The sequence below is a fragment of the Paenibacillus sonchi genome, from assembly GCF_016772475.1.
Taxonomy (GTDB): Bacteria; Bacillota; Bacilli; order Paenibacillales; family Paenibacillaceae; genus Paenibacillus_AQ; species Paenibacillus_AQ sonchi.
Genome location: NZ_CP068595.1, coordinates 2,403,780 through 2,416,399 on the forward strand (window position 1 = coordinate 2,403,780; position 12,620 = coordinate 2,416,399).

Consider the following 12,620-nt stretch of genomic DNA (forward strand, 5'->3'; position numbering starts at 1 on the left):
CTTTCAGGTTTGGTATTGTAGTTTGTAGGATTTGCACAGTACAATTACTGGCCTTGCGGCAAATAATCATTGGTGAACGCTGAAGCGGCATCCAGCGGTTTGTCCAGCAGCTTCAGGCCGTACATCCAGTCGGCGTAATTCTTCCAGACCTCTGCTTTTTGCTCTCCCCAGCGGGCGGCATCGTCTTTATATTTCGGGCTCAGCCATTTCTGGCTGGCGAGGACCAGCTTGGGATCGAGGTCCGGTACAGCCTTGGAGAGGAGAGCGGCAGCTTCTTCCGGCTTGTCGATTGCATATTGATAGCCTTTGGTTGTAGCCGCAAGGAAAGCCTTCACCAGTTCCGGATGCTCGGCAATTTCCTTTTCGCTGGTGGTCAGAACCGGTGTGTAGTAATCCAGCTGCGGCGCGTAATCCTTCAAATACAGCATGTCAACCGGCTCCCCGCGCAGTTCGGCTTCGATGCCGGTCCATGCGTAGAAAATCCACGCAAAATCGATGTCGCGTTTCACGGCGGTGAAGAAATCGGCTTCTCCGATATTGACCAGCTTTACCTTTTTGACATCGCCGCCTTCAGGGTCCATGATTGCTTTCATCGCCGCTTCTTCTGCGGGAGAGCCCCAGCCGCCGTAGGTTTTGCCTTCGAAGTCTTTGGGCGTCTTGATATTGCGGTCCTTCGGAGCGGCAAAACCCGAGGTATTATGCTGGATGATGGCAGCAATCGAGACGAGCGGCACATCCTGCAGCCGGGCCAGTGTCAGCGCCTCCTGGGCACTGATGCCAAAAGCGGCTTCGCCTGAGGTGACCATCGTGTCGGCTCCGGCTGCACCGGGCTGCACAATTTCTACATCGAGGCCTTCCTCCTCATAATATCCCAGCTCCTTGGCTGCATAGAGGCCGGTATGGTTGGTGTTCGGCGTCCAGTCCAGAGCGACCTTAATCTTGGTCAGCTCTTTTGGAGCGTCCGTCGCTGAGGCGGTAGCCTCAGGCGCGGCGGTGCTGTCTCCGGATGGAGCAGTGCTATTCCCCCGGAATTTGCATTATTGCTGCCGCAGCCGGCCATTACGATGACCAGCATGCAGCTGATGCAGAGCATTAGTGTTTTTTTGACTCCCATTTCTTCTCTCCTTCCAGCTCTCCCCAGTCTTCCAAATTCTGATGATGTCCATACCAAAAAAAGCGCCCCGGAGATCGGGACGCCTGCAGTTGCGTTAGGTGACCGCCTAGGCCAATTGGGCTGAATAGCGGGTGATGATTCCTACGCTGGCATTATCCAGATCAGGTATAAGGGTCAGTATCTTCGCGGGATACACTCTCAGCCGGCCAATTCCAGCCCCCCTGGTACTATGAAGTTATGGGTATTGCTGTGTTCTTACGGTGTATTATAGCTGTCGCCTGCGGGGTTGTCCAGTAGCCGCCTGCCAAAATGGCGGCAATCTGCCAAGAACGTCCAGGCCCGCCGGGGTAACCTGGCCTTATGTTATAATACGGACAAGGCTCTACAATTCCGTTTCAGAAAAAGGAGTGACCCTATGTTCGCTGACCAGCAAAATGCCGGGGAACGGCTGAAGGCGCTAGCAGAGCAGTTGGCGGAAGAAGTCACTTTACGTCAGTATGAGCGGCAGCCCGAGCTGCGGCAAAGATTCGGCCCTTCGGGAGTAGCAAGAACCAAACAGGATTCTCTATATCATTTCCGGTATCTGGCCCAAAGTGTGGCGCTGGATAGCCCGCTTTTATTTATAAACTATATTATATGGCTGAAGGTGCTGCTCGCCCAGTATAAGATTACGGCCGAGGATCTGCAGATTAATTTGGATCTGATGAAGGAGGCTATAAGCTCTCAGGTGGAAACGCCGGAAAAAGAGCTGATTTTAAGCTATCTTGACATGGGGCTTCACCATACGCGCGGAGAGGAAAGCCTGCCTACCTTTCTTCAGCCGGAAAAGCCCTATTACCGCGAGGCAGAGGAGTACCTGAAGCTGCTTCTGGCCGGGGAGCGCCGTAAGGCTTCGGAGTTCGTGCTGGGGCTGCATGAGGACGGTGTGCCTATCCGTGACCTCTATCTGCATCTTTTCCAGAACAGCCAGTATGAGATCGGCCGCCTATGGCAGCTTGGCCGCATCACTGTAGCCCAGGAGCACTACTGTACAGCCTGTACCCAGAGCATCATCTCCCAGCTCTATCCGCGTTGGATTCAGGCCGCACAGAAAGGCGGCAAAACGCTGGTAGCGGTCGGTGTGGGCGAGGAGCTGCATGAAATCGGGCTGCGGATGCTCGCTGATTTCTTCGAAATGGAGGGCTGGAACACCTGCTATCTGGGCTCCAATATGCCTGCTGAGGGACTGATCCGCTATTTAAAAGAGCAGCCTGCCGATCTCCTGGCCGTCTCGGTTACCATGACTTATCATGTGTCGGAGGTCCGGCGTCTGATTGCCTCGATCCGCACGCATGCCGGGCTGGACCGCATAAAAATTCTAGTCGGCGGAATGCCGTTTAATATTGACAGAACATTATGGGAAAAGGTTGGAGCCGACGGCTATGCCCCGGACGCCAAAGGGGCGCTGGAGGTGGCGTCACAGCTGATTTCCCAAAACTAGCACCCAGAGAACTTACAAAAGGCGGGATATGGAAATGGCCGACGACGAGCAGGAAGTCAGGAAACTGAGGGAAACAATTGAGCAGCTCTCGCATCAATTGATCCAGGGGCAGCAGAGGGAAGAACAGACCCTCGCAGAATTCTCCGCGATGAATAATGAATTAATTACGATGCACCGGCTGCTTGCGAAGAAGAGCGCCGGCCTTAAGGAGATGAAGGAGGAGGCGGAGCGGGCCAACCGCGCGAAAAGCCTGTTTCTGGCTACAATTAGCCATGAAATCCGCACGCCGATGAACGGCATTCTGGGAATGACTGAGCTTCTGGAGGCTGAGGGGGCGACGGACGGGCAGCGGGCTCATCTGGAAGTCATCCGGGAATCCGCGCAATACCTGCTGCAGATGATCAACAACCTGCTGGATATCTCGAAGATTGAAGCCAGCAGAATGGAGCTGGAGAAGACACCGTTCAACCTGCGTGACCTGCTTGAGCACGTGGTCCGGCTGCTCTCTACGGCTGCCGCGAAGCGCGGGAATGTTCTGAAATGGCAGGTTGCGGACAGTGTAGACCATACCCTAAACGGGGATTCATCGAAAATTCTTCAGGTACTCATCAATCTGGTGGGAAATGGACTGAAGTTCACACAGAACGGCGAAGTGGAAGTGACTGTGAGCCTGGTTCAAGAGGATGCGGCCCGGCAGCACCTCTGCTTCGCGGTCAGGGATGAGGGCATCGGCATTTCACTGAAGGATCAGGCTGCGCTGTTCCGGCCCTATTCACAGATCAGCAGCGAGCCGGCAATGGCAGTGGAGGGCACGGGGCTTGGTTTGTCTATCTGCAAGTCCCTGGTGGAGCTGATGGGCGGAACGATTACAGTGGACAGCGCCCCTGGCCGGGGCTCCACCTTCCGGTTTGAGGTTGCCCTGGATAAAACGCTAAGTTTGAAGGAATCATCTCCCGCGGACGAAGCGGTATTGCCTGAGCCCCGCTTCAGCGCGCAGCCGGTGCTGGTTGCAGAAGACAACGGACTGAACAGCACCCTTTTGCTGCTTCAGTTGAAGAAGCTGGGCATTACGAATGTGCAGCTGGTCAGCAGCGGCAAGGAGGCTATCGAAGCCTGGCAGCAGGGCGAGTACGGACTTATTCTGATGGACAGCAGGCTTCCCGGCATGAATGGAGGGGAAGCGGTCCGCAGAATCCGGCAGCTGGAGTCGTCCGGGACAAAGCCGAGAGTTCCCATCATCGGGGTGACCGGGGATGGATCGGAGGAGAGCCGGGCACAGTTTTTCCAGGCGGGTCTGGATGACTGGGCGGTTAAGCCGTTGAACCTGGAGCGGCTGAGGCAGCTTCTGGGCAGATGGTTCAGCCCCGGGCCTTATATCCCGGTGCTGGATGCGGATACGATTTCCGGAATCCGGGAAATGGACGGGGAAGAGGCGCCGCAGCTGCTTCAGGCGCTGGTGGAGATGTTCAAGAATGACACGCCGCTCCGGCTGGCGGCCCTGGAGACAGCATTTGCTGCCAGGGACCTTCCTGAGATGGGGGCCGTGGCCCACGGGCTGAAATCGGGCAGCCTGAGCATTGGAGCGAAGTACTTCGCCCATTTGTGCGCGGCGGTTGAGCGCCATGCCAGAGAGGGCGAATATGAACCGGCTGCACGGGTGCTGCCGAAGCTTGCCCCTGCGTATGCGGAAGCGTGCCGGGAGCTGGAGAGCCTGCTGTAGTGTGCGGCTCTTTTATTGAAAGATAAGAATTATATGTTTTGGGGGAAGCGACTTCCCCTTATTTAATTGTAAAGGAAATTATACAGTGTAAAGAAATGTGGATATCTTGGAAGCCTCAGAGGATACAAGCGATGCAGGAGGATTGGGCTCCATTCGTGGACTGAAGCGGACAGAGGAGCCCTTATTTTGCCAAAACCCTTACTTTTTCAGCAGTTACGGACTCAGGAGTCGTTATTTCGTTCGAATGAGCCTGGAATGAAGGGGAAAGGGACAAATAAAGGCATCTCTGTCCGTAGTCCTGCGGAATAGACGAATCTTCTATTAATAACGGCTTTCCTGTCCGTAACGGCTGCGGATCGATCGTGAAGGAATAGGGCGATCCGTCTTCAGCATGCCCCGTTGATTTTGGAGTGGTTGGGAATCCCTGCGGCCATAAGCCCCGTGTAGCTATTCACCCGCCAGGGTGATTTTGTTCTAGACAGTCAGTCATGCCCCTGATATCTTTTTCTGCGGCGGCTGCGGATTCCGCTCCACAGCTGCTTCAGGCTCAGGCCGATACTGACGGCAATGCCCGTTAAGGCGACGAACAGCGCCAGATATTCAAAGGGAGAGTACTCCAGCATCTTGCTCCATTCAATCTTGCCCTTAAGGTCTTCGATTACCTGGTTCATGCCATAAATACCGCTGACTACCGTGAACACCGTCAGGATCATCAGCAGCGTATCCCGGCGTTTGGCCTGGAATTTCTCCTGATATTGAAACAGGTCATTCAGGGTCATTTTGACCTCTTCAAACAGGGCGTCATTGCCGTAAACCTTGCGGAGCTGAAAAAAATCTCCCTCCCCTGGGACTGCGAAATCAGCTCCAGAAAATAAAATTTGGCCGAAAACTTGTTGATCAGAAAAATCAGCTTCTCAATCTCGTCATAATCATGGTTGATCCGCAGACGGGAATGCATGTTGGCCAGCTTCAGCAGTACTATTTTGTGAAAAATACTCAGCAGCAGCCCGTAATAGTATTCCCCATACATCTGGTTCACAAGCTGGGTGGCAATTCCGGGTTCAGCCCGGCTCAGGCAGCAGAATGTCTGCTCATTCGTCATGTAGTAGGTATCCGGTCCCCAGCGGCTGTAGGAATGCTCACGGCAGTAATCCTCAATATAACCGGGATCACTGGCGCTGATGAGGGGCTTGCCTTCCGGAGTCAGGCCGTCCAGCTGGGAAGCCCGGTAACGCAGCGCCTCGCTGATCCCCTCCGCTTCCTCCCGCCGGTCAAAACCGTAAAAGGCTTGAACCAGCATCCGTTCATCCACAAAAAACGGCAGGGTTTCGAAATACGCCCCATTGATTTCCGAAGGGTCCAGAAAAGGCTCCAGCCCGCGCGCCAGATGCCGGAACACAAAATCCTCTACTTGCTTAAAGGACCTGTCATGGCAATGAATAGTGGTCTGTTTGTCCTGGTAGGAGACATCCTCCAGCGTGCGGAAGCGGTCAGCGAATTCCAGGGCAATACTGAAGGGGAGAACCTCTTCCTCTATACGGATTCTGATGGTCAGGAAGCCCAGCTCGAAAGGACAGATGAACACATCTGTAGAGAGGACCTGAAAATGAACGGACTGCGCGGGCATATCCAGCCTGCAGGACAGATCGTTGACCCGGGAAAAACGGCGGAAGGAATCCCTGTCCTTCTCCTGCGGGAACAGCACATGGGCGGCAAACGGGAGGTAGCTGCGCTCCATTTTTTCATGGGATACGCAGTAGCCTTCGCCGTAATAAGCGTCCTCCAGCTCTTTGTTATTAAGAAAAAACCGGGTGAAGCCATCCTGCGCCAATTGCCGGATTAGATTCATGTCCTCACCCTCTTTCAGGGAGAAGGGGAAAATAAACTGCAGCAGCGCGGTATGTAGTGTTGGTTCGGCCTCTGCCGGGTTAAGTTCAGGCATTATCGGTTCCACCCTTATACACAGGATAATTACACGGTCTATATTACCCTAATTTCCAGGCTGCCACGCTAAGCAGGAACAGCGGAGCTGCAAAAGCGGCCAAGTCCCGGGGTTCCTTTCGGTTATGGATTTATGGCTGGACGCGGGATTCAATACCCTCAGTACGGGTACACTATTATAAGCAACGTGTTTATCATAAATCCAAACTGCGGGCGTGGATATATCAACTTATATTCACAAGATTAGAAAGGAGCTATATCGTCAATGGATAACAGAGAGCTGGAGCAGACGATCATCAAGACACTGGATGACAACAAGTTCGGGTCCTTCGGCACGATAGAAGCCGGCAACAAACCTAAGGTGCGTTATATGGCGGTATTTCATGACGGACTTCAGATTTATTTGGCTACCAACCGCAAAACGCATAAGGTAGAGGAGCTGCGGAATAATCCGAATGCTTTTCTGCTGCTTGGATATGAACAGGGCGGCGGCAAGGATGTGCTTGAAGTCGAAGCCACCGTTGCCGTGACCCAAAATGAAGGCCTCCGTTCCCAAGTATGGAACACAGAGCTGGAGAAATGGTTCAAGGGTCCTGATGACCCCGACTATGTGATCCTTGAGCTGCAGCCGACACGGATTGAGTATATGGGCAAGGACCAGCAGCATGGGGTCTGGGAAGGTTCGGCCGCCGTTTCCGGCAAATAGGGGAAGAAGGTGAACGAACCCCTTATTTATGGTTAACACCCTCTTCGGGTACCTTATAGCCATCTTTGGACCTCACGGTTCCGGGATGGCTTTTTTAGCGTTTAGGAAATTAGGCTACTGACATAGGCTGCAGGAGGACTAGGTGGTCAACAACGCATGTCCTGATTTTAGTTTCTGGGCCGTGGCTGGCTTACGGGAAATCATGGTATACTTGCGCTGCAGTACTGACCCCAACATGAGCCTGGGGTGATCCATGAGCTGCATTGATGGTTCTCCGGTTGACCGGTGGACATTAAATAAAGCCGGGAATATTCATTCCCGGGTGCGCAGTTGGTATCCGTGCCGTCCCGGGGATTTCTTGTTGGACTTGTTGAATAGGAAATTAACCACAGGAAAGCCCGCATCGTAAGCATAAGCTGTCTGGAATCCTACCGCCAGGAGCAGTATAAATTTCTAGTAGAAACATAAGTACCCGGTAGGCGAAAATCGGAGGCTCCCAAAGGACGTCGGAGCCATTTTTTGCTTTTTCCAGAATCACGGAAAGGATTTGACTTATATGAGTGTTACCTTGCTGTATATTGAAGATGACCGGGAGATCGGAAGCGCCGTTTCCGCCGATCTGCGGGAGCGGGAATATGCTGTCCGCTGGCTGGAGAGCGGGGAGGGTGCTGTAGAGGCTGCGGCGGGCTGCCAGCTGGTCATTCTGGACGTCATGCTGCCCGGGCTGGATGGCTTCACTGTCGGCCAGCGGCTGAAGCGGGCGTATCCGAACCTGCCGGTCCTGATGCTGTCCGCGCGGACTTCCATCGATGACAAGCTTCAGGGCCTGGAGTTCGCTGATGATTATCTGACTAAGCCTTTTCACCCGGATGAGCTGGCGGCGCGGATCGAAGTACTGTTAAGACGGACGGGTGCTGTCCTGTCCATCCCGTTGAAGCTGAAGCATCTGATGGTGTACGAAGGGGACAACCGGATTATAGAGGCAGCCAGCGGCAAAGAAATTTTGCTTACCGGCAAGCAGTTTCAGATTTTCTCCTATCTGCTGCGCCATCTCGGCCAAATACTGACGAAGGAGCAGATCTATGAGGCGGTCTGGGGAGAAAGCTACATAGAAGGCGACAAGACGCTGATGGTACACATCCGGTATCTGCGTGAGAAGCTAGAGCTTGATCCGGCTGCTCCTGAGATTATTGAGACGGTCCGGGGAATCGGCTACCGGGTGAGAGCATGAGACAACCGGGCTCTTTACGCAAGCTGCACGCTTCACTCCTCTCACGTTACCTGCTGATTATTATTACGGCGCTGCTGTTCATTCCCGCTGTGCTGGTGATCATTCCACTGACTCTGAATACGGTGCAGGAAGAGGTGCCGAAGGAATATGAGAAGTATCAAGACATTTCGGAACTGGAAGAAATCTGGCATAAGGAAGCGGAAGGTTTGCTTGGCAGCTCCCCTGAGAGAATTAATAACCGGCTAAGGGCGTTAAGCTCCGCCTACAGCCTGGCTGCGATGTTTTGGGTCGATGGAGAGGGGCGAACCCGGCTGTCGCTGGAGTCTGCTGATCCGCAGCTTTGGCAGCAGAATGAACGGCGCCCTATCCCACCGGTGTGGACTGCTGCACAGGCGATTTCCTTCATGAAAAAAAGCATGGCGTATAATCCAAAGCCAATGAATATTGTCGCTTTTGTGGGGGACCGTGCTGAAGCCGGAGAAGGTTTTATGGTCATGCAAATTCCCGACGCCCTCATAGAGCGGCATTATTTCGACGGTATGAGTTTAAGATTTACGCTGGTGATGTTTGTGCTTTTTACAGGCTTCATGGTTGTTTCGCTGCTGTTCTTTATCCAAATCCGCAAAAGACTGCTGCGGCTGGAGACAGCCATGGCCTTCACCAGAAAAGACGGTGTGCCGCAATTGATTGATCCGGGCAAGCCCGATGAGATTGGCCGTTTGGAGACGGCCTTTAATACCATGGTAACCGAGCTTGCCGCCAGCCGGGCGCGTGAAGCGGAGGAAGAGGGGCTGCGGAAGCGTCTTGTCTCCGATCTGTCGCATGATCTGCGGACCCCCTCACTGTGATCCGCAGCCACTTGCATATTCTTGGCAAGGAGCAGCTGAGCGGGCGGGGATGGGAATCCGTGAAACTGATGGATGAACGGATTGAAAACCTCGGTGTGCTGATCGAAAATCTGCTGTCCTACAATCTGCTCAGCAGCGGACGGATGACCCTGAAACCGGAGCGCAAGGACATCCTGCGTCTGCTCAGGGAAAGTGCTGCGGCGTGGTATCCGCTGTGGGAGAAGGAAGGGTTCCGGATTGAGATTGATCTGGAGGGGGAGCCGCTGCATTGGTACGTGGATGAGAGCTGGTTCCGCCGCATCCTGGATAATCTGTTCCAGAATATAGTCCGCCATGCGCGGAGCGGACTATATGTGGGAGTGGCCGTGGAGGACAGGGAGGGCGAACGCGTCATCGTCATCCGCGACCGCGGCCAGGGCCTGGGCAGCGGCTCCGACTCCAAAGGGGCAGGCCTGGGCTTATCGATTGTTGATCTGCTGCTGAAGCGGATGGAGCTGGGATGGAAGGTGGACAGCACCAAGCAAGGCACTACTATAGTAATCCTAAGTTTGCCGCATGGAAATTTAAACAAAACTTAAACTTGGCTGCGCCGTGCTTTTAACCTTGGAACGATATGCTGGTTACCGAGGTGAAGAAAATGACGCAAACAGTGATAGAAACGAGAGATTTATTGAAGGAATACCGTGGCCGGGCTGCGGTGGAGCAATTGAATCTGAATATAGGCAAAGGGGAAATCTACGGCTTCCTTGGGCCCAACGGTGCGGGCAAAACAACCACCATCCGCATGCTGCTGGGGCTGATTAAGCCGACTTCGGGAAGCATTAACATTTTCGGCCAGGATCTGAAACGGAATAAGCTGCAAATCCTGCGCAAAGTCGGTTCGCTTGTAGAATCGCCTTCCTATTACGGGCATTTGAGCGCCTTGGATAATCTGGAGGCGATCCGCCGCATCCTGAATGTGCCAAAGTCCCGAATCGCTGAAGTGCTGGATATTGTGTCCTTAACAGGTGAAGAAAAGCGTCCGGTGAAGGGCTTCTCCCTGGGTATGAAGCAGCGGCTTGGCATCGCCGCCGCACTGCTCGGCAGCCCCGAGCTGCTGATTCTGGACGAGCCTACCAATGGACTGGACCCGTCAGGCATTCAGGAGATCCGCTCGCTGATTAAGCGGCTTCCCGTGGAAGAGGGGATTACGGTCCTGGTATCCAGCCATCTCCTTAGTGAAATTGAGCAAATGGCTGGAACGGTCGGCATTATCCGTGCCGGCAGGATGGTGTATCAGGACACGATCACCCAACTGCAGCAGCAGGCGGCCGGAGATTTGCGCCTTGCCGTGTCGGAGCCGGAAGAAGCGCTGATTCTGGCCAACCGGAGGGGCTGCGGAGGCACATTGCAGGAAGGACGCATCACCCTGCCTCGGATGAGCGATGTCCGGGTGGCGCTATTGATCAAGGAACTGGTCGAAAACGGCCATGCCATCTACCGCGTGGAGGAACACAGACAATCGCTGGAGGAATTCTTCCTTCAGGTCGTCGAAGGAGGCCAATCCGTATGATGTGGCGTTCCCTTTCGGCGGATTGGCTGAAAATCCGCGGCAAAGGCTTATGGTTCCTGGTCTTCCTCGGCCCGGTGGGACTCCTTGCCATGCAGGGGCTGAACTTCGGCATGCGCTATGATTATCTGACAGGAGAGTATCAATCCGACCTGTGGGGCGGACTGCTGTCTAACCTGGCCGACTTTGTACCCGTGGCGCTGTATCTGGGAGGAACGCTGGTCTGCTCGCTGCTGGCGAATGTGGAGCATCAGACGAGCTCCTGGAAGCAGCTGCTGGCCCTGCCCATCTCCCGGACCGCAGTATTCATGGCCAAGCTGCTGATCTGTCTGCTGCTTGTCGCCGTCTCCTGCGCGCTCTTGTCTGCAGGAACGGTAGTTTTGGGTCTGCTGCTTGGTTTTGGTTCACAGCCGGTTCCCTATGCGGATGTGCTGCGGATTGGCTTTGCTTCTTATGCCGCCGCCCTGCCTGTGATCGCTCTGCAGCTGTGGCTCTCCCTGTCGAGCCGCAACCAGACGCTGCCTGTATCGCTTGGCCTGACCTTGTCACTGTTGAGCCTCTTCTCGACGTTCCTGTCCGAATGGGTTCCTTTGTCCTGGCCTGCCCTCGCCTGGAGCACTTCACGGCCTTGGCTGTTCAGCGGCGCGGGACTGCTGCTGGGTCTGCTCATGCTGCTGCCTGGCGCTGTGCATTTTGCGCGAAAGGATGTGAACTGATCATGAGGAGCTTCTGGAGAGTTTTGTCCGCAGAAAGACTCAAAATGTCCAGATCTTATGTCTGGGTGCTGATTATAGGGAGCCCGGCGGTGGCAATACCCATTGGAGCGCTTGCCAATATGCAGGAAGGGGGGCAGCCGGTTACCTGGGAAGTTCTGCTTAGTGTGATGTCGCTGTTTCATGCCATGTTCTTTCTGCCGGTGCTGTCAGGGGTTTTTGCTGCGCTGATCTGCCGGGCAGAGCATGCCGACGGCGGCTGGAAGCAGCTGCTGGCCCTGCCGGTTACGCGTACTTCCGTATATCTTGCCAAATATTCCATGATTATGGCGCTGCTGGCTGCTGTGCAGCTGCTGTTTTTTGCTGCGGTGCTTGGTGTGGGCGCGCTGCGTGGTGTAGATGTGCCGATTCCCTGGACGATGTTCCTTGCAAGCATCTTCGGCGGCTGGCTGGCCTGCATGCCGCTGGCTGCGCTGCAGCTGGCGATATCCCAGAGCTGGAGCAGCTTCGGGGCTCCGCTCGCGCTGAATGTGAGCCTGACCATGCCGAATATGCTGATTGCCAATTCTGCCACGTACGGGCCGTATTATCCCTGGCTTCAGCCTATGCTGGCCATGTCTCCCTTTGGGGAGGACCGCTTTGGAGCCTTCAATTTACCGCTGGAGAGCTTGATGACCGTTGTACTGGGCAGTTTGATTTTATTTTTGGCCGTCGGCCTGCTCTCCTTCCGGCGTAAAGCTGTCTAAGCCTGACAACGCTGCTGCTTGCAACTCTTCCCATCCCCGGCTGTTCCATGGACATCAGGTGAAGTTTTGTTATAATTAATCGTAGAAGCTTCGATTAACCGGGTGGTGAAGCCGGGTGAACAGATGGAGGAGGGCGGGAGCATGGAGCCAGCAGCACTGGAAGAATGCGACAATACATGCAACGGTTCAGAGCTTGAACCGGAATCTATGGCGTTGATCCTGCCTGACCGCGGGACAACGGACAAAATGGCGGAGATGTTCAAGGCCTTGGGTGATCCGACAAGGGTACGGATGATTTATGCCCTGTCGCAAAGAGAGCTGTGTGTGCACGATTTGTCATCCATCCTGGATATGGGGCAGTCGGCGGTATCCCACCAGCTCCGCTATCTGCGCAATCTGCGGATCGTGAAACGCCGCAAGGAAGGCAAAACCGTGTATTATTCGCTGAACGACGCGCATGTGGAGCAGATTTTCCTGCAGACACATGAGCATATCCGGCATGAATAGATAAAAAAAGGCTGCCCCCGATTGCTTGAGGGGCAGCCTTTGACAGTACAGGATAACCGGAGCTT

13 protein-coding genes, 1 pseudogene and 1 riboswitch are annotated in these 12,620 nt (G+C 54.5%); of the genes and pseudogenes, 10 read left to right on the plus strand and 4 right to left on the minus strand.

Annotated features, from left to right (window positions below; translation table 11 throughout):
• Nucleotides 1-44: 44 nt before the first annotated feature.
• Together JI735_RS11100 and JI735_RS37755 are read right to left on the minus strand one after the other, a co-directional pair.
• Nucleotides 45-1,001, minus strand: a pseudogene (locus JI735_RS11100) (ABC transporter substrate-binding protein); the annotation flags it as partial.
• Nucleotides 944-1,114 (minus strand): hypothetical protein, encoded by a 171-nt coding sequence (locus tag JI735_RS37755; RefSeq protein WP_411830093.1) that lies wholly within the window; start codon nt 1,112-1,114, stop codon nt 944-946. The pseudogene JI735_RS11100 and the gene JI735_RS37755, both read right to left, overlap by 58 nt.
• 121 nt (nt 1,115-1,235) lie before the next feature.
• A riboswitch (TPP riboswitch) is annotated at nt 1,236-1,347 on the minus strand.
• A gap of 182 nt (nt 1,348-1,529) precedes the next feature.
• On the opposite strand from JI735_RS37755, the gene JI735_RS11105 reads away from it, so the two are divergent.
• Nucleotides 1,530-2,594 (plus strand): cobalamin B12-binding domain-containing protein, encoded by a 1,065-nt coding sequence (locus JI735_RS11105; protein ID WP_039838985.1) that lies wholly within the window; start codon nt 1,530-1,532, stop codon nt 2,592-2,594.
• A 34-nt stretch (nt 2,595-2,628) separates the two neighbouring features.
• Nucleotides 2,629-4,314 (plus strand): ATP-binding protein, encoded by a 1,686-nt coding sequence (locus JI735_RS11110; protein WP_051052276.1) that lies wholly within the window; start codon nt 2,629-2,631, stop codon nt 4,312-4,314.
• 482 nt (nt 4,315-4,796) lie between these two features.
• On the opposite strand, the gene JI735_RS35570 is transcribed toward JI735_RS11110, so the two are convergent.
• Together JI735_RS35570 and JI735_RS11115 are read right to left on the minus strand one after the other, a co-directional pair.
• Complete coding sequence (locus tag JI735_RS35570; RefSeq protein ID WP_233476345.1) at nt 4,797-5,093, minus strand: hypothetical protein; 297 nt, start codon at nt 5,091-5,093, stop codon at nt 4,797-4,799.
• Nucleotides 5,090-6,256 carry a hypothetical protein gene (locus JI735_RS11115; RefSeq protein ID WP_233476346.1) on the minus strand — a complete coding sequence of 389 codons (1,167 nt, stop codon included), beginning with the start codon at nt 6,254-6,256 and terminating at the stop codon, nt 5,090-5,092. Before JI735_RS11115 ends, JI735_RS35570 begins: the two co-directional genes overlap by 4 nt.
• Before the next feature lie 264 nt (nt 6,257-6,520).
• On the opposite strand from JI735_RS11115, the gene JI735_RS11120 reads away from it, so the two are divergent.
• From JI735_RS11120 to JI735_RS11155, 8 genes are all read left to right on the plus strand, one after another.
• Nucleotides 6,521-6,961 carry a pyridoxamine 5'-phosphate oxidase family protein gene (locus JI735_RS11120; protein ID WP_039838981.1) on the plus strand — a complete coding sequence of 147 codons (441 nt, stop codon included), beginning with the start codon at nt 6,521-6,523 and terminating at the stop codon, nt 6,959-6,961.
• Nucleotides 6,962-7,517: 556 nt separating this feature from the next.
• Nucleotides 7,518-8,192 carry a response regulator transcription factor gene (locus JI735_RS11125; protein WP_039838979.1) on the plus strand — a complete coding sequence of 225 codons (675 nt, stop codon included), beginning with the start codon at nt 7,518-7,520 and terminating at the stop codon, nt 8,190-8,192.
• The gene (locus tag JI735_RS11130) at nt 8,189-9,040 is read left to right on the plus strand and encodes a HAMP domain-containing histidine kinase (RefSeq protein WP_202677384.1); all 852 of its coding nucleotides are present in this window, start codon (nt 8,189-8,191) and stop codon (nt 9,038-9,040) included. Before JI735_RS11125 ends, JI735_RS11130 begins: the two co-directional genes overlap by 4 nt.
• Nucleotides 9,037-9,618 (plus strand): sensor histidine kinase, encoded by a 582-nt coding sequence (locus JI735_RS11135; RefSeq protein ID WP_202677385.1) that lies wholly within the window; start codon nt 9,037-9,039, stop codon nt 9,616-9,618. Before JI735_RS11130 ends, JI735_RS11135 begins: the two co-directional genes overlap by 4 nt.
• Nucleotides 9,619-9,677: 59 nt before the next feature.
• On the plus strand, nt 9,678-10,592 hold the full coding sequence (locus JI735_RS11140; RefSeq protein ID WP_202677637.1) for an ABC transporter ATP-binding protein: 915 nt from the start codon (nt 9,678-9,680) through the stop codon (nt 10,590-10,592).
• Nucleotides 10,589-11,305: an ABC transporter permease gene (locus JI735_RS11145; RefSeq protein WP_039838972.1), complete on the plus strand. Its 717-nt coding sequence runs from the start codon at nt 10,589-10,591 to the stop codon at nt 11,303-11,305. The genes JI735_RS11140 and JI735_RS11145 overlap by 4 nt, the downstream gene beginning before the upstream one ends.
• Before the next feature lie 2 nt (nt 11,306-11,307).
• Nucleotides 11,308-12,048: an ABC transporter permease gene (locus tag JI735_RS11150; protein ID WP_039838969.1), complete on the plus strand. Its 741-nt coding sequence runs from the start codon at nt 11,308-11,310 to the stop codon at nt 12,046-12,048.
• A gap of 141 nt (nt 12,049-12,189) precedes the next feature.
• Nucleotides 12,190-12,555, plus strand: a complete 366-nt coding sequence (locus tag JI735_RS11155; protein ID WP_025705626.1) for an ArsR/SmtB family transcription factor — start codon at nt 12,190-12,192, stop codon at nt 12,553-12,555.
• Nucleotides 12,556-12,620 lie beyond the last annotated feature (65 nt).